This is a genomic window from Streptomyces sp. NPDC058985 (assembly GCF_042740985.1).
Classification (GTDB): Bacteria; Actinomycetota; Actinomycetes; order Streptomycetales; family Streptomycetaceae; genus Streptomyces.
Genome location: NZ_JBHYJX010000063.1, coordinates 24281 through 44174 on the forward strand (window position 1 = coordinate 24281; position 19894 = coordinate 44174).

At 73.3% G+C, this 19894-nt stretch carries 17 protein-coding genes; 4 read left to right on the forward strand and 13 right to left on the reverse strand.

Annotation, left to right across the window (positions count from 1 at the left end; genetic code table 11):
• Positions 1-29: 29 nt before the first annotated feature.
• The 8 genes from ACFW01_RS35130 to ACFW01_RS35165 form a co-directional block, all read right to left on the reverse strand.
• On the reverse strand, positions 30-2204 hold the full coding sequence (locus tag ACFW01_RS35130) for an SWIM zinc finger family protein (protein ID WP_384510470.1): 2175 nt from the start codon (positions 2202-2204) through the stop codon (positions 30-32).
• Entirely contained in the window at positions 2201-5164 is a 2964-nt protein-coding gene (locus ACFW01_RS35135; protein ID WP_384510473.1) for a DEAD/DEAH box helicase, read from the reverse strand. Before ACFW01_RS35135 ends, ACFW01_RS35130 begins: the two co-directional genes overlap by 4 nt.
• A 134-nt stretch (positions 5165-5298) precedes the next feature.
• Positions 5299-5880: a sugar kinase gene (locus tag ACFW01_RS35140; protein ID WP_384510476.1), complete on the reverse strand. Its 582-nt coding sequence runs from the start codon at positions 5878-5880 to the stop codon at positions 5299-5301.
• Complete coding sequence (locus ACFW01_RS35145; RefSeq protein ID WP_234961407.1) at positions 5877-7025, reverse strand: ROK family glucokinase; 1149 nt, start codon at positions 7023-7025, stop codon at positions 5877-5879. The genes ACFW01_RS35140 and ACFW01_RS35145 overlap by 4 nt, the downstream gene beginning before the upstream one ends.
• A 269-nt stretch (positions 7026-7294) precedes the next feature.
• Positions 7295-8086: an ATP-binding cassette domain-containing protein gene (locus ACFW01_RS35150; protein ID WP_234961693.1), complete on the reverse strand. Its 792-nt coding sequence runs from the start codon at positions 8084-8086 to the stop codon at positions 7295-7297.
• On the reverse strand, positions 8083-9126 hold the full coding sequence (locus tag ACFW01_RS35155) for an ABC transporter permease (protein WP_234961694.1): 1044 nt from the start codon (positions 9124-9126) through the stop codon (positions 8083-8085). Before ACFW01_RS35155 ends, ACFW01_RS35150 begins: the two co-directional genes overlap by 4 nt.
• Positions 9123-10127, reverse strand: coding sequence for a sugar ABC transporter substrate-binding protein (locus ACFW01_RS35160; RefSeq protein ID WP_234961695.1), 1005 nt, complete (start codon positions 10125-10127; stop codon positions 9123-9125). Before ACFW01_RS35160 ends, ACFW01_RS35155 begins: the two co-directional genes overlap by 4 nt.
• Before the next feature lie 213 nt (positions 10128-10340).
• Positions 10341-11078, reverse strand: a complete 738-nt coding sequence (locus ACFW01_RS35165; protein ID WP_234961704.1) for a GntR family transcriptional regulator — start codon at positions 11076-11078, stop codon at positions 10341-10343.
• A 129-nt stretch (positions 11079-11207) separates the two neighbouring features.
• On the opposite strand from ACFW01_RS35165, the gene ACFW01_RS35170 reads away from it, so the two are divergent.
• Positions 11208-12230 carry a Gfo/Idh/MocA family oxidoreductase gene (locus ACFW01_RS35170; RefSeq protein ID WP_234961696.1) on the forward strand — a complete coding sequence of 341 codons (1023 nt, stop codon included), beginning with the start codon at positions 11208-11210 and terminating at the stop codon, positions 12228-12230.
• 35 nt (positions 12231-12265) lie between these two features.
• On the opposite strand, the gene ACFW01_RS35175 is transcribed toward ACFW01_RS35170, so the two are convergent.
• Both ACFW01_RS35175 and ACFW01_RS35180 read right to left on the reverse strand, forming a co-directional pair.
• Complete coding sequence (locus ACFW01_RS35175; protein ID WP_384510483.1) at positions 12266-12946, reverse strand: response regulator; 681 nt, start codon at positions 12944-12946, stop codon at positions 12266-12268.
• Between the two features lie 76 nt (positions 12947-13022).
• Positions 13023-14300 (reverse strand): sensor histidine kinase, encoded by a 1278-nt coding sequence (locus ACFW01_RS35180; protein WP_384510486.1) that lies wholly within the window; start codon positions 14298-14300, stop codon positions 13023-13025.
• Positions 14301-14470: 170 nt separating this feature from the next.
• Between ACFW01_RS35180 and ACFW01_RS35185 the strand changes: the two genes are divergently transcribed.
• Positions 14471-14671, forward strand: a complete 201-nt coding sequence (locus ACFW01_RS35185) for a hypothetical protein (RefSeq protein ID WP_122618829.1) — start codon at positions 14471-14473, stop codon at positions 14669-14671.
• A 38-nt stretch (positions 14672-14709) separates the two neighbouring features.
• Here the strand turns inward: ACFW01_RS35185 and ACFW01_RS35190 are convergent, their stop codons facing one another.
• Complete coding sequence (locus tag ACFW01_RS35190) at positions 14710-15105, reverse strand: ribonuclease domain-containing protein (RefSeq protein WP_234961699.1); 396 nt, start codon at positions 15103-15105, stop codon at positions 14710-14712.
• A gap of 176 nt (positions 15106-15281) precedes the next feature.
• On the opposite strand from ACFW01_RS35190, the gene ACFW01_RS35195 reads away from it, so the two are divergent.
• Positions 15282-16073 (forward strand): 3-oxoacyl-ACP reductase family protein, encoded by a 792-nt coding sequence (locus ACFW01_RS35195; RefSeq protein ID WP_384510490.1) that lies wholly within the window; start codon positions 15282-15284, stop codon positions 16071-16073.
• A 141-nt stretch (positions 16074-16214) separates the two neighbouring features.
• On the opposite strand, the gene alc is transcribed toward ACFW01_RS35195, so the two are convergent.
• Together alc and allB are read right to left on the reverse strand one after the other, a co-directional pair.
• Positions 16215-17345: an allantoicase gene (gene alc, locus ACFW01_RS35200; protein WP_384510493.1), complete on the reverse strand. Its 1131-nt coding sequence runs from the start codon at positions 17343-17345 to the stop codon at positions 16215-16217.
• Positions 17346-17407: 62 nt separating this feature from the next.
• Complete coding sequence (gene allB / locus ACFW01_RS35205) at positions 17408-18745, reverse strand: allantoinase AllB (RefSeq protein ID WP_384510496.1); 1338 nt, start codon at positions 18743-18745, stop codon at positions 17408-17410.
• A 236-nt stretch (positions 18746-18981) separates the two neighbouring features.
• Between allB and allR the strand changes: the two genes are divergently transcribed.
• Positions 18982-19785 carry an allantoin degradation transcriptional regulator AllR gene (gene allR / locus ACFW01_RS35210; RefSeq protein WP_234961703.1) on the forward strand — a complete coding sequence of 268 codons (804 nt, stop codon included), beginning with the start codon at positions 18982-18984 and terminating at the stop codon, positions 19783-19785.
• Positions 19786-19894: the final 109 nt, after the last annotated feature.

Below are 19894 nucleotides of genomic sequence, written 5' to 3' on the forward strand. Positions count from 1 at the left end.
ACCTGGGACGGGTGGCCCCCGGCGGCCGGTCAGAGGCCGTCGGACGCGCCCAGTCCGGTGAGAGCTCCCACCGGGTCGGGGTCGGGGGTGCCGCGTGGCCACCAGTCCTCCCGGCCGGGCTCCGACTCGTAGGCGTACCAGAGTCCTGACCGGCCGAGCCGGAGCTGGACGTGGCCCCCGGGGTGGGTGAGGCGGTTGCGCCAGGGCCGGAAGGCGGGCAGGTCGGCGGCGAGCAGCAGGGGGCGGGCGCGGTCGAAGCGGCCGGCCGGCGGGTCCCAGGCCTCCTCCAGTACGTCCAGGCCGTCGGCGCCGCCCTGTCGCCAGGCCGCCACGGCGCGCGCCAGGTCGGCCTGGCTCCGGCCGGCCGCGCCGGCCAGGGAGGCGTAGAGCGCCCGGGTGCCGGCGGTGAGACCGGAGCCGGGGCGGGCCGCGGCGAGGCGGGCGGCGTCCTGCCACAGCGTCAGCCCGCCCACCGGGTCACGGCCGGTACTGAGGAGGGCGTGGGCGCGAGCGGCGGCGTCGGTGGCCAGCTGGTCCAGCGCGAAGGGGTCGGGTCCGCCGGGTGCCGCGGGGTAGGCCGGGGGCTGCTCGGGATGCGGGGGTGTGGGGAGCGGGGCGGGGAGGGGCGGGAGAGAGCGCGTGTCCAGTGCCGCACTGGCCCGTACGCCGGGCAGGGGCGCCGGTCCGCGGTCCTGGGCGGCGCGCGCGGCACGGGCCGCGTTCAGCCGGGACAGGGCGTCGAGCAGTGCGCGTTCGCCCCGGCCGCGGAGCAGGAGCAGGACGAAGGGGTCGGCGTCGAGCAGCCGCGCCGTCTGGTAGCAGAGCGCGGCGGCGTGTTTGCAGGGGTGCCCCGAGTCGGGGCAGCTGCACCGGGGCGCGAGGTCGCCGGGGCCGGGAAGCAGCGGCACCCCGCAGTCCGCCAGGGAGTGGGGCAGCTCCCCGTCGAGGAGCGCGGCGATGTGTCCGGGCCGCTCGACGGCGGCGTCCAGGAACCGCTGCCAGTCGTCGTCGTCCAGCGTCCGCAACCGCACCTGCACCCGGTACGGCCGCGGCCGGCTGCCCTGTACATAGGCGAGGACCAGGCCGGGCGTCACGGTGATGGCGTCGACGTGCCCCCGCTCGGCATAGCCGCGTCCGCGGGCCAGCCGGGCCGCGTCCAGGGCGCCTTCTTCCAGCGCGCTCACCCACGCGTTCCCCCACCAGGTCGCGGCGAGGCCCTCGTCCGGCGCGCGGGGCGGGAGCGCGGGGAAGGTGCGGCGGAGGTCGCCGTCGCGGGCCGGGGCGGCCATCGAGCGGGGGGTGCCGCGGGGCTTCGTGGAGGGGACGGGCGGGGCGGAGTGGGCCTCGCGGGGGGTGGCGTCACTGTGCGGGGGCGAGGAGGTGGTCGCGGTGCGGTGCTGCCGGTCGGGCGGCGAGTCCTCGGCGGGGTGTGGTGTCCGTGCCGCGACGGCGGGCGTCCGGGGCGGTTCGTCGGCCGGGCCGCCCGGCGTGCGCGGCCCTTCGGGTGCTGCCGGGGGCGGGGCGTCGTCGTCCTCCCGGTCCGTCTCCGGCGGCAGCCGGAAGGCGTCCGCGGCGAAGTCCCGTACGGCACGGGCGCGGGCCCGGGCGTCGGCGGCGCGCGGATCGCCCGCGGTGGGCCGGGGGTGCCGGGGCGGGGCCAGGCGGAGCCGGGTGCTCGACGCTTCCTTGCCCGCGGCGTCCGCGCGCGCCTGCCGCCGTGCCGCACGCAGGGCCTCCCGTGCCACGTCGGCCGGGCGGGTGTCGCCCGCGTCCGGGGTGATGGAGGCGGGGGATGACGAGACGTCAGGAGGGCTCGGTGCGGCGGGGCGGGGCGCTGCATCGGGGTCGGGAACGGGGTCTGAGCCGGGGCCCGATGCGGGGTCGTCCGTGCGGTCGGACGGGGCTCGGGGAGCCGTCTCGTCGGGCTCCTCGGTGTCGGCGTCGTGCGCCACCGTGTGCCGTGCCGTCCGGGTGCCGCGCAGCGCCGCGCGCGCGATGTCGCCGGGGCGCGGAGGGCGGTCCCCGTCCGCGTCGCGGGCCTGGTCCCCGTCATGCTGCCGCGCGGGTTCGCGGGCCGAGGTGCCGGGCTCCGGGTGGGTGCCGGTCCCGGACGCGGTGTCCGTGGGGGTGTCCGGTGTCGTCTCGCCGCGCAGTCGGGCCTCGCGCAGGGCGCGGCGGGCCTCGTCGGCGGGACGGGCGGTCATGACGGCCTCCGCAGGGACACCAGGTCGGACAGTTCACGGGCCGTCAGCTCGGTGAGAGCCGCCTCGCCGGAGCCGAGGATCGCGTCGGCCAGGGCGCGCTTGGACTGGAGCATCTCGGCGATCCGGTCCTCGACCGTCCCCTCGGTGATGAGGCGGTGCACCTGGACGGGCTGGGTCTGGCCGATGCGGTAGGCGCGGTCGGTGGCCTGCTCCTCGACGGCCGGGTTCCACCACCGGTCGAAGTGCACGACGTGGCCCGCGCGGGTGAGGTTCAGGCCGGTGCCGGCGGCTTTGAGGGAGAGGACGAGGACCGGTGTCCCGCCGCTCTGGAAGCGGTCCACCATGCGTTCGCGCTCCGGCACCGGCGTGCCGCCGTGGAGGAGGTCGACGGGGACCGCACGAGCGGCCAGGTGGGAGGTGATGAGGCGGGCCATGCCGACGTACTGCGTGAAGACGAGCGCCGATCCGTCCTCCGCGAGCAGCGTGTCCAGCAACTCGTCCAGCAGGGCGAGTTTCCCCGAGCGGGCGGCCAGGCGGTCGGCGCCGCCCACACCTGCGGCGCCCGGCGGGTGCTCCTCCTTCAGGAAGAGCGCGGGGTGGTCGCAGATCTGCTTGAGCGAGGTCAGGAGCTTGAGGACGAGACCGCGGCGGCCGATGCCCTCGGCCTCCTCGATGGCGAGCATCGACTCTCGCACCACCGCCTCGTACAGCGCGGCCTGTTCGCGGGTGAGGGGGACGGGGTGGTCCGTCTCCGTCTTCGGCGGCAGCTCGGGGACGATGCCGGGGTCGGACTTCTTGCGGCGGAGCAGGAAGGGGCGGATCAGGCGGGCGAGGCGGGCCACCGCCTCGTCGTCCTCGCCGTTCTCCACCGCGCGGGCGTGGCGCGCGCGGAAGGACTTCAGGGGGCCGAGGAGTCCCGGGGTGGTCCAGTCGAGCAGGGCCCACAGCTCGGAGAGGTTGTTCTCCACCGGTGTGCCGGTCAGCGCCACCCGCGCGGGGGACGGGATGGTGCGCAGGGCCTTCGCCGTGGCCGAGTACGGGTTCTTGACGTGCTGTGCCTCGTCCGCGACGACCATGCCCCAGGGCCGCTCGGCGAGGGCCGGGGCGGCGGACCGCATCGTGCCGTAGGTGGTGAGCACGAAGCCGCCGGCCAGGCCGTCCAGGGTGCGGTCGGCGCCGTGGAAGCGGCGGACGGGGACGCCGGGCGCGAAGCGGGTGATCTCCCGCTGCCAGTTGCCCAGCAGGGAGGCCGGGCAGACCACCAGGGTGGGCTCGGTCCGGGCCCGCTTGAGGTGCAGGGCGATGACGGTGACCGTCTTGCCCAGGCCCATGTCGTCGGCGAGGCAGCCGCCGAGGCCGAGCGAGGTCATGAGGTCGAGCCAGGCGAGTCCGCGCAGCTGGTAGTCGCGGAGGGTGGCGTGCAGGCCGGGCGGCGGTTCGGCGGGGTGTACGCCCGCGGTGAGCCGGTCGCGCAGGGCGGCCAGCGCGCCGACCGGCACCACGTCGACGGTCTCGCCGTCGGCCTCCGCGCTGCCGGTGAGGGCGACGGACAGGGCGTCGACCGGGTCGAGCAGGCCCAGGTCGCGCTTGCGGGCCCGGCGGACGAGGGCCGGGTCGACCAGGACCCACCGGTCACGGAGCCGGACGACCGGGCGGTGGGCCTCCGCGAGGGTGTCCATCTCGGCCTCGGTGAGCGGGTCGCCTCCGATGGCCAGCTGCCAGCGGAACTGGAGGAGATCCTCGCTCTCGAAGAATCCCGTGCCGTCCGTCGCCGAACCCGGCGCGGTCCTGACGACCGCGGTCGCGGTGAGGTCCTGGGCGAGGTCGCGGGGCCAGTGCACGGCCACCCCGGCGGCGGCGAGCCGGCGCGCCGCCACGCCCAGCAGGTCGGTGACCTCCTCCTCGGAGAGCCCGAGGACGTCGGGCACGTCCTGCTCGGTGAGACGGTCGAGAGGCGGCCAGACGCGCGCCGCGCGTCGCACTCCGAGGGCGGCGTCGACCCGCGCGCGGGGGCCGAACGCGGCGTCGGCCTCCCCCGACCACAGATCCGCGGCGTCGGCGACCAGGGTGGGGTCGGCGAGGCTGTGGACCTGGACGATCGCGGCCCCCGCGCTGCGCACCCCGCCGCTGCCGCCGCTCCCCTCGCCGGCGGCGACGTCCCCGTCGAAGAGGTCGTACGCCGACAGGTCCAGGCGGAGCGAGATCCGCACGCCCGCGTCCATTCCGGCGGCGACCTCGGCGGCCCAGTCGTGGGCGCCGGGCAGGCGCTGGGCCGCGCGTGCGGCGAAGGGGCGGCCCGAGGCGTGGGGTGCGGCCGGGGTGCGGGGCAGGGTGTCCGCGACGGCGTCCAGGAAGGCGCGGACCAGTGCCTCCGGCTCCGGCAGCCGGATCGGGCCCGGGCCGTCCAGCGGCACCGCGTGGCCCTCCGGGGGGAGGGCGGCGGCCACGGCCCGCAGGTGCGCGATGTCGTCGGGGTCCAGCGGTCCGGCGCGCCAAGCGTCGTGACCGGTCGCGGTGAGGCCGGGCAGCAGCCTGCCGCGCGCGGTGAGCCGCAGGGCGTGCAGGGCCGCCGCTCCCCAGCAGGCGGTCGCCGGGTGGGCGGCCGGGTCGTGCCGGGCCCGGACCAGGAGCGGCAGGGCCTCGCCGAGCGGCAGCGACAGCGCGGGCGTCGTCCCGCGCCGCACGCCGGTTCCGTGCCGGCGGACGACCGTCAAGACGGTGCGCTCCGGGGGTCCGGCCGGGTCGCCGTCCGGTGTCGAGGTGTACCCGGAGAGGGTGTCGTCCCTGCCCGCCTCCGGGTCCCAGAAGGCGATCCGGGCGTCGCGCGGGAGGGGTGCGGGCAGGAAGACTGCGGCCAGGCGGAGCGGGACGGACGGCGCGGATTCCTGCGGCCCGCTCGTCTCCCGCCGCTCCCCCGCCCGCCCGGAGACGGTTGCGTCCGCCACGGCCATGTCGCCCATACGTCCTGTCACCTCCCGCCCGTGGTCCCGATCAGCTGTCTTCGACTCTACGGGCGGGGTCTGACAATCGGTCCCGGGCGGGGCGTAGCCGGCGTCCGTCAGCAGGCACCGCCGGGCGCGTGCGTCGACAGGCCCTAGGGAACGGTGCGCGAGACGACGTACACCATCGGATAGTCCGGGTCGTCCAGGTCCACGACGACGTCCTGGGTCGGTGCCGGGTTCCGCTGCTCGTTGACCACGCCCCACCAGGTGCTGGAGGCGCGGAAGTTCCAGCCGGTGACCCGCTGGGCCCGGTCGCTGATGGCGATCCTGTCCTTCTCCAGCGCGTCCCGGTCGATGCCCAGTCCGGCCAGGAAGGCGTCCAGACCGGCGTTGGTGGTCTGGAACTGGACGTAGAGGCGGCTGGTCTTCCAGTTGTTCGTCTCGTAGTACGCGATCTTCTCGGAGGGCACCGGGACCGGCAGCTCGTAGATGCGGCGCTGGAGCTTGGACGGCCAGCCCCGGGTCATGCCGGTCGCCGCGTACTTCGCCTCCTTCTGGCGGCCGCTGTCGCGGCTCTGGTTGGCGGAGATCACGAGGTAGCCGGCGGGGACCCCGATGAGCAGCACGATGGTGAGCAGCGTCAGCGCACGGCGCCGGATCATGTGCCGGCGGCCCTCGGCCGGTGGCCCGTGTTCCTCGGGCGTTCCGGTCTGGTGGGGCAGGGTCTCGGTCACAGCGACTCCCCGGGGGTGCGACGGGCCTCGGCGTACCGCTCGTAGCGCTCGTACCGCTCCACGCGGCGCCGCTTGGCGCGGCGGAACCGGCGGGCCACCAGCCGGGCCAGGTCGGCGGCGCCCACCATGCCGGCCTCGGGGCCCAGCTGGGCGCGGACGATGCGGGCCTCGGGGCGGTAGCCGCGGCCGGTGAGCTGGCGCTTGAAGGCATCGCGCGCGGGACCGATGAGCAGGTCGTCCGCGGCGCTGACCCCGCCGCCGATCACGAAGCAGGAGGGGTCGAGGGCGGCGGCGAGGTTGGCGATGCCGACGCCGAGCCACTGACCGATGTCCTGGAGCAGCTCGACGCACATGGCGTCGCCGTCGCGGGCCAGCTCGGTGATCATCGGGCCGGTGATGTCGCCGATGCTGCCCTTGACGTGCTCGATGATCCCGTACGCCACCGGCGAGTCGGCCGCGGCCAGCTCGCGGGCCTCCCTGACCAGGGCGTTTCCGGAGCTGTACTGCTCCCAGCAGCCGCGGTTGCCGCACGGGCAGCGGTGGCCGCCGGGCACCACCTGCATGTGCCCGAACTCACCGGCGACCCCGTACTTGCCCCGCTTGACCTGGCCGTCCTCCAGGATGGCACCGCCGATGCCGGTGCCGAGCGTGATCATGACGAGGTGGTCCTCGCCGCGTCCGGCGCCGAAGCGCCACTCGGCCCAGGCGGCGGTGTTGGCGTCGTTGTCCACCAGGACGGGGACCGCGAGGCGGCCGGCGATGCGGTCGCGCAGCGGCTCGTTGCGCCAGGACAGGTGGGGGGCGAACAGCACGCGGTTGCGGTCGGCGTCGACCCAGCCGGCCGCGCCGATGCCGACGGCGTGCACGTCGTGCCGGTCGGAGAGGTCCAGGACCAGCTCGACGATGGTGTCCTCGACCACCTTCGGGCTCTTGGACTTGTCCGGGGTCTCCGTGCGCAGGCGCTCCAGGATGTTGCCGTCGGCGTCGACGACACCCGCCATGACCTTCGTGCCGCCGATGTCGATGCCGACCGTGGGCACGCGGGGTGCCGACAGGTGCGAGCGGCGTTCCCTCGTGCCCACGGTGCGCAGGACCGGGGCGCGGCGGGATCCGATGGGTGCGGTGAAGTCGCGGTAGGTGCTCATCGGGTGCGATTGTGCCGCACGGGTGCGCCGGGTGCCGAATGGACAGGGGGTGGGTGCAGCGGTTCATTGCCGGGTGCGGGTGCGTTGTGGTTGATCGCGCAGTTCCCCGCGCCCCTAGGTGTGCTGTCCGCAAAGTCCTGCCGTCCGCCCGGAGGGCGGGCCCCGCGGCGTCCGGTACGTGCTCTGGGGGTCCCCCCGGCCGGAGGCTGGGGGAGTGCCGGGAGCGCGTGCCGGGCGTCGCGGGGCAGGCAGGACTTTGCGGACACGGCCTAGCGGCGTTGCAGTTCGTGGCGTAGATCGTCCAGCTCGTTGCCGCCCGCCATCTGGCGTGTCAGCTCGTCCAGGGTGATGTCCTCGCGCTCGTGGTTGCCGACCATCGTGCCGCGCTTCAGGAGGACGAAGCGGTCCCCCACCAGGTACGCGTGGTGCGGGTTGTGGGTGATGAGGACGACACCCAGGCCCTGGTCGCGGGCGGCCGCCACGTACTTCAGGACGACGCCGGACTGCTTCACGCCGAGGGCGGCGGTCGGCTCGTCCAGGACGAGCACCTTCGCGCCGAAGTACACCGCGCGTGCGATCGCCACGCACTGGCGTTCGCCGCCGGAGAGGGTGCCGATGGGCTGGTCGACGTCGCGCAGGTCGATGCCCATGCGCAGCAGCTCCGCGTGGGTGGTGCGGCGCATGTGGTCGACGTCCATGCGCTTGAACGGGGCGACGCCCTTGCGCGGCTCGGAGCCGAGGAAGAAGTTGCGCCAGACCGGCATCAGCGGGACGACGGCGAGGTCCTGGTAGACGGTGGCGATGCCGCGGTCCAGGGCCTCGCGCGGGGAGGCGAGGCGGGTCTCCTCGCCGTCGAGGGCGAGGGTGCCGCCGTCGTGCTGGTGCAGCCCGGAGATGATCTTGATGAGGGTCGACTTGCCCGCGCCGTTGTCGCCCAGGACGCAGGTGATCTCACCCGGGTGCACCTGGAGGGACACGCCTTCGAGGGCGCGTACATTGCCGTAGTTCTTGCTGACGCCGGACAGCTCGACGAGCGCCTGGGGTGCCGGGGTCTGCGTCATGTGGTGGCCTCCGCGCGCTTGCGGACCCAGGCGTTGAGCAGGGTCGCGAGGAGCAGCATCGCTCCGAGGAAGAACTTGAACCAGTCGGGGTTCCACTCGGCGAAGACGATGCCCTTGCTGGTCATGCCGAAGATGAACGCGCCGACCGCGGAGCCGACGGCGCTGCCGTAGCCTCCGGTGATCAGACAGCCGCCGATGACGGCCGCGATGATGTAGATCAGCTCGTTGCCGACGCCCTCGCCGGACTGGACGACGTCGTAGGAGAAGAGCAGGTGCTGGCCCGAGATCCAGGCGCCGAAGCCGACGCCCATGTAGAGGCCGATCTTGGTCTTGGTGACCGGGACGCCCACCGCGCGGGCGGCGTCCTTGTTGCCGCCGACCGCGAAGATCCAGTTGCCGGCGCGGGTGCGCAGCAGGATCCAGCTGGCGACGGCGACCAGGGCGAGCCACCACAGGATGGTCACCTTGAAGCCGACGCCGCCGATGGTGATCGTGGACGCGAAGACGTCGCGGGCGGAGGGGAAGCCCTCCATGTCGGCGATCGACTTGGTGGAGACGGTGCCGTCGATCAGCTTGGTGAAGCCCAGGTTCAGGCCGGTCAGCATCAGGAAGGTGCCCAGCGTGATGATGAAGCTGGGCAGCTTGGTGCGGGTCAGCATGAAGCCGTTGAACGCGCCGATCGCCAGGGTGACCAGCAGCGACACGCCTACGCCCACCCAGACGTTGGCGGTCATCTGGTAGCTGAACATCGACGACACCAGGGCCGACGAGGTGACCATGACGCCGGCCGACAGGTCGAACTCGCCGCCGATCATCAGCAGCGCCACCGGGACGGCCATGATGCCGATCGTGGAGGCGGCGTAGAGCACCGTGCTGAGGCTGGCCGCCTGCAGGAAGCTGTCGGCGAAGAACGCGAAGAACACGAAGACGGCGACGGCACCGACGACGGAGCCCAGTTCGGGGCGGCCCAGGAGTTTCCGCAGCGGAGAGGTCTGCAGAATCCTTTCGTCAGCAGTGGCCGCGTCCGTGCCCGCGCTCATCGGGTGCCCCGCTTCGTGTACTCGGAGAGCGCGTCGGCGTCGTCCTTGGTGATGATCTGCGGTCCGGTGAGCACCGGCCGGCCGCCGCCCAGGACGTCGGCGTTGTACTTGTACAGCCACAGCAGGTCGACGGCCTCGTAGCCCTGGAGGTAGGGCTGCTGGTCGACCGCGAAGCCGAGGGTGCCCTCGGCGAGTCCGGACGCCACCTTGGCGTTGAGGTCGAAGGTGTCGATCTCGGCCTCGCTGCCCGCGCCCTGCTTGGCCTTCACCGCGGTGTCGGCGTAGGGGGCGCCGAGGGTGACCACCGCGTCGACGGCCTTGTCGGTCTGGAGCTTGGCCTCGATGGCGGACTGCACGTCCGGCATGCTGGTGCCGTTGACGTAGAGCCGCTGAACCTTGCCGTCGAAGGTCTTCTCGACGCCGTCGCAGCGCTGCTCGTGGCCGACGTTGCCCTGCTCGTGGAGCACGCAGAGGGCCTGCTCGCGGCCTCGCTCGTTCAGTTCCTCGCCGACCGCCTCGCCGGCGATCGTCTCGTCCTGGCCGACGTGGGTGAGGGCGCCGAACGCCTTCGACTCCTCGGACCCGGAGTTCACGGTGATCACCGGGATGCCCGCCTTGCGGGCGCGGTCGAGGGCGGACTTCATCGCGTCGGGCTTGGCCAGCGTGACGATGATCCCGTCGACCTTCTTGTCGATGGCGGCGTTCACCAGCTGCGCCTGCTGCTGGGCCTCGTCGTCGTGGGAGTACAGGAAGTTGATGTTGTCCTTCACCGCGGCCTGCTCGGCGCCGCTCTGGACGATGTCCCAGAAGGTGTCGCCGTCGCCCGAGTGGGTGATCATCGCGAAGGTCCAGCGGGGCGTGTTCACCGCCGCCTGCCCCTGGGCCGACGCGGCCTTGCGGGCGTCCTCGGCCCGCTTGCCGCCAGTGCTGCTGCACCCGGCCAGGGACACCGACAGTGCTCCTGCCAGCGCGATGCCCACCCAGGTCCGAAACCGTGCCACGAGGCCGTGCCCTTCTTGCTGTGCCGTGCTGTGCGTGCCGGGGCGCCCGAGGCTCCGGCCGGGGCCTGGAAGCCCCAAACGCCCCATTGTCCGACACACAAGCGGAGCGCCTGACTCCGGGGATCGGGCGACGGTCACATTGTCCGGACATTGCGACGAACCCGCGCGGCGAGCGGCGGCCGGAGGGAGCGGCTCAGGGCCGTGCAGAAGGGCTCAGGGCCGTACGAGGAGCTGGAACTCGAAGGAGTACCGGGAGGGGCGGTAGGTGTGCGTGCCGAACTCGACCGCGCGTCCCGTGTCGTCGAACGTGGTGCGTTCCATCGTGAGCAGGGGGGCTCCCTCGTCCTCGCCGAGCCGTTCGGCCTCGTCGGCGGTGGCGGCGCGGGCGCCGATCGCCTGGCGGGCGCTGTGCAGGGTGATCCCGGCGGCGCGCATCAGCCGGTACAGGCCGGTGGACTCCAGCCGGCCGGTGTCGAGGTCGAGGAGACCGGAGGGCAGGTAGTTGCACAGGTACGCCATCGGCTCCCCGTGGGTCAGCCGCAGCCGCTCGACGCGGTGCACGTCGGTCCCCTCGGTCACGCCGAGTACGGCGGCGGTCTCCGCGGTCGCCGGGACGACCGTGTTGACCAGGACTTTCGTGGCGGGGCGCTGGCCCGCGGCCTCCAGGTCGTCGTAGAGGCTGCTGAGTTCCAGCGGGCGCCTGACCTTGCTGTGCACGACCTGGGTGCCGACGCCCCGGCGGCGCACCAGCAGGCCCTTGTCGACGAGCGACTGGATGGCCTGGCGGACGGTGGGCCGGGACAGACCGAGCCGCGCGGCCAGCTCGATCTCGTTGCCCAGCAGGCTGCCCGGGGTCAGCGCGCCGTGCTCGATCGCCGCCTCCAGCTGCTGCGACAGCTGGAAGTACAGCGGCACGGGGCTGCTGCGATCCACGCTGAGGTCCAGCGACACGGTGGGGTCCACTTCTGGTTTCGGCACGGGCCGAGCGTAGCTCCGTGCACAGGTGACGGGAAGTTGTGTAGTTCGATTGTCCGGACATACGCATTGACAGGGTGCGGGCTGTGAGCCCACTTTGATTCCATGCGCATCGGGGTCATCGGGACGGGCCGTATCGGCACCGTTCACGCCAACACGCTCAGCCGCCACCGCGACGTGGGATCCCTGATCCTCACGGACGCCGACCTCACGCGGGCCCAGGATCTGGCTCACCGGCTGGGGGAGACGGCGGCACCCGGAGTGGACGAGATCTTCCGGTGGGGCGTGGACGCCGTGGTGATCACCACGGCGACACCGGCCCACGCCGAACTGATCGGTCGGGCAGCGCGCTCGGGGCTACCGGTGTTCTGCGAGAAGCCGATCGCGCTGGACCTGACCGGCACCTTAGAGGCGATCGCCGAGGTGGAGGCGGCCGGGACGGTGCTGCAGATGGGGTTCCAGCGGCGCTTCGACCCGGGGTACCGGGGCGCAAGGGAGGCGGTGCGGGCCGGGCGGCTGGGGCGGCTGCACACCGTCCGGGCGGTGACGAGCGACCAGGCCCCGCCGCCGGCCGAGTACCTGCCGCAGTCCGGCGGGCTCTACCGGGACACGCTCATCCACGACTTCGACGTCCTTCGCTGGGTGACCGGGCGGGAGGTCACCGACGTCTACGCCGCCGGGTCGGACGCCGGGCCGCCGATGTTCCGCGCGGCGGACGACGTGGACACCGGCGCCGCGCTGCTCACGCTGGACGACGGAACGCTGGCCACGGTGACGGCGACGCGGCTGAACGGGGCGGGGTACGACGTCCGCATGGAGCTGGCCGGTGAGCTGGACCAGATCGTCGTCGGTCTGGACGACCGTACGCCGATCGCGTCCACCGAGCCGACCGGTCCCCCGGCCGCGGACAAGCCGTGGACGGGATTCGTGGAACGGTTCGGGCCCGCCTACGAGGCCGAGCTGGCGACCTTCGTGGAGGTCGTGCGCGGCGAGCGGGCCAACCCGTGCGACGGCCGCGAGGCTCTCCAGGCCCTGCGGGTCGCCGAGGCCTGCGACATCTCCCGCCGCGAACGCAGACCGGTACGGCTGGCCGAGATCCCCGGGGGCGCGGCGTCCCTGGCGGGTTGAGCGGACGCGTCCCGGCCTCCGCTCCCCCCGGCTCCCTACCGGCCGTCCTCCTGATATCCCTCCAGCAGGCCCGCGTCGTGTGCCAGGAGTGCGATCTGGACCCGGTTGTCGAGGTCCAGCTTGGCCAGGATGCGGGAGACGTGGGTCTTGACGGTGGCGACGCTCATGAACAGCTCGGTCGCGACGGCGGCGTTGGCCAGTCCCCGGCCGACCGCGACGGCGACCTCGCGTTCGCGGTCGTTGAGGGTGTCGAGGCGGGCACGCGCGCGGGTGCGGCGCGTGTCGGCGGCGCCCGCGGCAGCCTGGTCCATCAGCCGGCGGGTCACGGCGGGCGACAGGACGGGATCACCGGCCGCGACCCTGCGCACGGCGTCCAGGATCTCCGCGGGCGGGGTGTCCTTGAGGACGAACCCGGCGGCGCCCGCGCGCAGCGCCCGCAGCACCTGTTCGTCGGCGTGGAAGGTGGTGAGCACGATGATCTGCGGGGCCTCGGGGCGGCCGCGCAGCCGCTCGGTCGCCGTCAGGCCGTCGACCACCGGCATCCGGATGTCCATGAGGACGACGTCCGGACGGGCGCGGTCGACGAGCGCCTCGACCTCGCCGCCGTCGGCGGCCTCGCCGACGATCTCGACGTCGTCGGCGCCGCCCAGCATGAGGGACAGCCCGGCCCGCACCAGCGGGTCGTCATCGACGATGAGCAGTCTGATCGCAGTCATGGGACATACGTAATCACGGTTGCCGACGGCCGAGTTCGCCCTGTGGACGGAGCCCGTCCGGCCGCCGGTGCCGGGCTCATCCCCACGGCAGCCACGCCCGCACCTCGAAGCCCCCGTCGGGCGTGGCGCCGTGCGCCAGGGTGCCGCCCGCGAGCGCGGCCCGCTCGGTCAGTCCGATCAGCCCCTGTCCGGATCCGGGCACGTGGCGCACCTCACCGTCGGGCGGGGCGTTGCACACCGACATCGCGAGTCCCTCGCCCGGGGCTCCGCCGACCGAGACCGTGACCTCGGTGCCGGGGGCGTGCTTGCGGGCGTTGGTCAATGCCTCCTGCGCGATGCGGTAGACGGTGCGGCCGACGGAGGCGGGAACCTCGGCGGGGTCGGCGACGCGACCCGCAAGGGTGACCTTCATGCCGGCCTCCCGGGACTCGGTGACCAGCGCGTCGAGTGCGGCGAGCGTCGGCTGGGGGCGGCCCCCGGCGTCGTCGGACTCCGCAGAGCGGAGCACGCCGATGATCTCCCGCAGGTCCTGGAGCGCCTCGTGCGCGCTCTCCCGGATGACTCCGGCCGCGCGCACCACCTCCTCCCGGGACGCGTCGGGCCGGAACTCCAGGGCGCCCGCGTGCACGCTGAGCAGCGTCAGCCGGTGCGCGAGGACGTCGTGCATCTCACGGGCGATGGCCTCCCGCGCGAGCCGCTGGGCCTGCTCCGCCCGCAGCCGCGCCTCGGTCTCGGCGCGTTGGGCGCGGTCGCGGAGGCTGAGCATGAGCTGCCGTTTGGAACGGGCGAGCATGCCCCAGCCGACCACCGCGGCGGTGAGCAGGGTGCCGAGGACGAGGACGACGAGATAGGGCAGATCGGGGTCGGGACGCAGCCAGTAGGAGAGGGGCTGGAGCGCGATCTGGGCACCCGCCACCCAGGCCACGTACCGGAAGGGCCGGTGCACGGCCACGGTGAACAGGGCGACCATGGTGGCCCCACCCGACGTGACCGAGACGAAGCCGAGGGGCAGCAGGGCGACGGCCAGCCCGACCGGCCACCGGCGTCGCAGCCAGACGGCCGCGCAGGCGAGGGCGCCGATCAACTGGTCGGCGATCTCCATGCCGTGCGAGAGGTTCGGCTCGTTCTGCAGCCCGTCCGCGGCGAGGAGACCGACCGCGACGGCGATCAGGAAGCAGGTGAAGTCGACCATCCAGTCACGGGCGGTGCGCCGGAGCCGCCGGGACCATCGCCCCGAGGGCCGGGGATCCGGGCTGGGGTCGAGTTGTTCGATCAGCGCCGACGGCAGCAGCCAGCGGCGTGCTGGGAACGCCGGGGTGATCCGATCGGGCCTGTCTCTGCTCACGGTCGACAAATCTACGCAGGGCTCGCCACGGCCACGATCCCTCGCGCGGGATCACCGACCGAAGTCGCGGGCCCTCAGACTTTCGACGCTCGGGACGACGGAGAAGGGGGCCTTCGGTCGGGGAGATCTCGCCCCGCGGCCGATGTGGGTGGGGGGTCCGCGGGGCGAGAGTCGGTGACATGAAGGAGTTGCTGGAGTTCCTGGGACTGCTCGCCGTGATCCAGGGCGTGTTGGGACTGGTGCACGAGTTCACCGACTGGCACTGGGGCCTGGTGCAGCGGATCGGCTTCCTCGACGGCGCCGAGCTCTACGCGAGCGTGGCGCTGCTCGTGCTCGGCGGCGCACTGTTCGCGGCCGCCGAGAGCCGGAAGCCCGGCTGAGTACTCGACCCGCCCGGGACCCGTCCGGGACCGGCGGGTCAGCAGCCGTGGTCGACGAGGTCGAACGACGCGTAGTGGTCGGCCGTGTAGTAGTCCTCCTGACTCTCCTCACCGGTGACGATGCGCCGGGCGCCGCGCGTGTCGGAGCCGGGGGTGATCACCGTGTACTCGTGGTAGTAGCCGGTGGACTGCCCGGGCAGGAGGCCCTCCCGGTTCTGGAAGACGGTCCCGTCCTGCTCGAACGGGTAGGGACCGCCCTGCTCGATGAGGTCCAGGGTGTCGTGCGCCTGGGAGGGCAGGGCGCTGTAGCAGATGTCGCCGACCGCCGTCGGGGCGGCGCCCGCCGTGGTCGCGGAGACGGTGCCGCCCACGAGGAGGGCGGACAGGACTGCGGTTGCCGCACCGAGCCGGGCGGCGTGTGGGGGGAATCGCATGGACTCATGATGACGCGCGTAGACAGTGGCATGTCAATGACAAGACCGTGGAGTTTCCCTGGACGTCATATGTGTTTTCGGCGCGTTCACACACCGCGCGAGCCGCGATCGGGCCCCGCGGATTCGACGTCCGATCGCCGCCAGCGTGCGCGGGTGCCGCCCGCTGGGATGGACCCATGGACACGAACACGGATACGCACACGCATACGATCGCGGATGCGCTCACCCACCCCTCCGCGCCCCTGCTCGGCCGGACCGCCCTCGTCACCGGCGGCAGCCGCGGGATCGGCGCGGCCACCGTGCTGCGGCTGGCACGGGAGGGCGCCGACGTGGCACTGACCTATGTGAACGGCAAGGACACCGCCGCGGATGTCGTACGCGCGGTGGAGGCGCTGGGACGCCGGGCGGTGGCCCTGCGGGCGGACTCCGCCGACCCGGACGAGGCGGCGGGGGCGGTGGAGCGCGCCGCCGAGGCCCTGGGCGGGCTCGACGTGCTGGTCAACAACGCCGGCGTCGGGCTGCTCGGCCCCGTCGAGGGGTTCTCGGTCGCCGACCTGGACCGGGTGCTGGCCGTCAACGTGCGCGGGGTCTTCCTCACCGCGCGGGCGGCGGCCGGCCGCATGGCGGACGGCGGACGGATCATCACCATCGGCAGCTGCATGACCCAGCGCGTGCCGGGTCCCGGCGGGACGCTGTACGCGATGAGCAAGTCGGCGCTGATCGGGCTGACCAAGGCGCTGGCCCGGGAACTGGGCGGGCGCGGCATCACCGCCAACATCATTCACCCCGGCCCGATCGACACCGACATGAACCCGGCCGACGGACCGTACGCCGACGGCCAGTCGGCACTGACCGCGCTGGGCCGCTTCGGCACCGCCGACGAGGTGGCCTCGACGGTGGCGTACCTGGCCGGTGCCTCGTACGTCACGGGCGCGGAGTTCGCCGTGGACGGCGGGCACGCGGCGTAGGACCGCTCCGTGCACGACACCCGCTGCCCGCGCGCGCGAACGCGCCCGCCGCCCGCGCGTGTGGAGGCGAGAGAAACGCACGCGCGGGGCGCACCGGTGCTGTCCGGCCGGGCGCCCCGCGCGTGGGTGTGAGGGGCGCGGTCAGCCGCCCAGTTCCTGGTGGCGGGCGGCCAGGTGGGCCGCGCCGTCCTCGGTGAGGGAGCCGAACAGGCGCAGGCGGGAGATGCCGCCGTCGGGGAAGATGTCCACGCGCGCGTGCGTGCCGACGGCCGGCTCCGGCAGGACGAAGCGGTGGTTGGTGTCGGGCTGGAGGCGGGTGCGGGGCAGGATCTCGCGCCACTGACCGCTCTCGCCGTCCCGCACCGACACCGAGGCCCAGCCGGCCGAGTTGCCCTTCAGGTAGGCCGTGTCGATCTCGATCGCGCGGATCTGGGAGCGGTCCACCAGCCGGTAGCGGATCCAGTCGTTGCCCTGGTCGCGGCGGCGGCGGGTCTCCCAGCCGTCGTCCATCTTGCGGGAGCGGCCCGGCTGGATGGTGTTGGTGGCCGGCGAGTAGAAGAGGTTGGAGGCGTCCTCGGCCTGGCCGCCGTTCTCCAGGGCGACCACGTCGAAGGTGCCGAGGGCGGTGAGCCAGGCCGGGTCCGGGAGGACCTCGCCGTACACGCGCAGGCGGGCGATGCCGCCGTCGGGGTGCTGCTTGAGGCGCAGGTGGGTGAAGCGCTGCTCGGCCGAGACCGCGAAGCCGTTGGCGGCGTGGCCGCCGACGGGGGTGCGCGGCACGAGGGTCGTCCACTTGACGTCCCCGGCGAGCAGTTCATCCGCCGACGGGGAGCCCTCGACGGTGGCGCCCTCGACGGAGACCGCCTGCGGATAGTTGCCGCGGAAGTGGGCGGTGTCGACGACGATGCCGCGGATCACGCCGGGGGCGCCGAGCCGGACCAGCGCCCAGTCGTGGTCGTCCTCGGTGGGCCAGGGGTGCTCGGCGGAGGCGCCGCGCCGCCGCCGGGTCTCCCAGCCGTCCATGACCTTGCCCTTGTGCCCGAAGTGCTCGGGGTCGAACTCGGCGGGCTCCGGCACCAGCAGGTTCTCGCGCTGGGCGAAGAACTCGTCGTTGGCGGCGACGACACCGGCGCCCAGTCGCCGGTCGGCGAGGTTCGCGAGATGGGTGAACGGGAGGTCGGCCGTGCGGTAGTCCGCGTACGGGTCACCGCCTCCGTAGGGGTTCGCGTCGCCGGTGAAGCTGGCCAACGGGGAGTTCTGCTGGGCCGTCACGGTGATCAGGTGTTCCTCTCGGGGTCGTTCGGGGTGGTCTGGGTTCAGAGGGTCCGGACGTCTCAGGTCCGGGTGAGGAGCTGTCCCTTCGGGTCGGTGAACGCGCCGTCCGCCACGATGCGCTCTCCGCGCAGCCAGGTGGACTTCACGACGCCGTACAGGGTCTTGCCCGCGTACGCGGTGACGCGGTTGCGGTGCTGGAGGGCGGCCGGGTCGACGGTGAACGTCTCGTCGGGGGCGAGGACGGCGAAGTCCGCGTCGTGGCCGGCGGCGATGGCTCCCTTGCGCCCGTCGAGGCCGACCTGGCGCGCCGTGTGGGCCGACATCCAGCGGACGACGTCCTCCAGGCCGAGGCCGCGCTCGCGGGCCTTGGTCCACATCGCCGGCAGGCTGAGCTGGAGACCGGCGATGCCGCCCCAGGCGGTGGCGAAGTCGTCGGTCTTGAGGTCGGCGGTGGACGGCGAGTGGTCGGTGACGACGCAGTCGATGGTGCCGTCCACGAGGGCCTGCCACAGCAGGTCCTGGTTGGCGGCCTCGCGGATGGGCGGGCAGCACTTGAACTCGCTGGCGCCGTCCGGCACTTCCTCGGCGGTGAGCGTGAGGTAGTGGGGGCAGGTCTCGACCGTCACCCGCACGCCGTCGGCGCGGGCCTCGGCGATCAGCGGCAGGGCGTCGCTGGAGGAGAGGTGGAGGATGTGCACGCGGGCGTTGAACCGCTTGGCCTGCGCGAGCAGGGTCGCGATCGCGGTGTCCTCGGCGTCGCGCGGGCGGCTGGCGAGGAAGTGGCTGTACTTCGGGCCGCCCTGCTGCGGGGCCGCGGCAAGGTGGTGCGGGTCCTCGGCGTGCACGATGAGCAGGCCGTCGAAGGCGGCGATCTCCGCCAGCGACCGGGCGAGCTGCTCCTGGTCGAGGTGCGGGAACTCGTCGACCCCGGACGGCGACAGGAACGCCTTGAAGCCGAACACACCGGCCTCGTGCAGCGGGCGCAGGTCCTTGACGTTGTCGGGGAGGGCGCCGCCCCAGAAGCCGACGTCGATGTGGGCCTTCGCGGCGGCGACCTCGCGCTTGACGCGCAGGTGGTCGACGGTCGTGGTCGGCGGGATGGAGTTCAGCGGCATGTCCACGAGGGTGGTGATGCCGCCGGCGGCGGCCGCGCGGGTGGCGGTCCAGAAGCCCTCCCACTCGGTGCGGCCCGGGTCGTTCACGTGCACGTGGGTGTCGACCAGCCCGGGCAGGACGACGTGGTCGCCGACGTCCTCCAGCCGGGCGCCCTCCGGGAGGGGGGCGTCGTACGGGAGGACGCCCGTGATCGTCCCTCCGGCCACCGCGACCGACGCCGCGCGCGTCCCCTCGGGAGTGACGACGCGCGTCGAGCGCAGTACGAGTTCAGCCTGTGACACCCGAACCCCTCTCTTCCCTGCCCTGTGTTTCAACGTTCTGTTGAAGGAGTCTTCACTCCCCGCCGGACCCCGTCAAGAGGCACCCTTTGTGGAGGCATGCCCAGTACCAAGCCCTGGACGTTTCCACAAAGCGGAATTAGAATTCCAGCAAGCAGAACGTAGCTACGTACAAGCCGGTAGTCAACCGGCCGCCGGGTACGCTTCTTTCCTCCCGCCAGCCTCGAAAGGAACGTGCCGTGCCGACGTCCAGCGCCAGCACCACCGACTCCGCCAGGTCCGCCACGGGCGGCGTCCAGTCCCTGGAGCGCGCCTTCGACCTGCTCGAACGGATGGCGGATGCGGGCGGCGAGGTCGGCCTGAGTGAGCTGTCGGCCAGCAGCGGTCTGCCGCTGCCGACCATCCACCGTCTGATGCGCACCCTCGTGGCCTGCGGATACGTCCGTCAGCAGCCCAACCGCCGGTACGCGCTCGGCCCCCGCCTGATCCGCCTGGGCGAGTCCGCCTCCCGGCTGCTCGGCACCTGGGCCCGCCCGCACCTGGCCCGCCTGGTCGAGGAGACGGGCGAGACGGCGAACATGGCGCTGCTCGACGGCGACGAGATCGTGTACGTCGCCCAGGTGCCGTCAAAGCACTCGATGCGCATGTTCACCGAGGTCGGCCGGCGCGTCCTGCCGCACTCCACCGGCGTCGGCAAGGCGCTGCTCGCGGACTTCCCGGCGGAGGAGGTGCGCGCCCTGCTGGGCCGCACCGGCATGCCGGCCGCGACCGACAAGACGATCACCACGCCGGACGGGTTCATCGCGGCGCTGGCGGACGTGCGCCGCCAGGGATACGCGATCGACGACAACGAGCAGGAGATCGGCGTGCGCTGCCTGGCCGTCTCCGTGCCGGACTCCCCCACCGCGGCGGCCATCTCGATCTCCGGCCCGGCGGGCCGCGTCACCGAGGCCGCGACCGACCGGATCGTGCCCCTGCTCCAGCAGGTGGCGGCGGAACTGTCGGAGGCGCTGCTGACGTCGAACGGCAACCCGGCGGCCTGAAGCCGGGCCCGACCGGCGCCTAGTAGTGCTTGGTCATGTGCGGTCTGGGATGGCGTGTCTTCTTGATCGGTCGTGTCGTTGATCGGGTGTGCTGGGTGGGGAGTTGGCT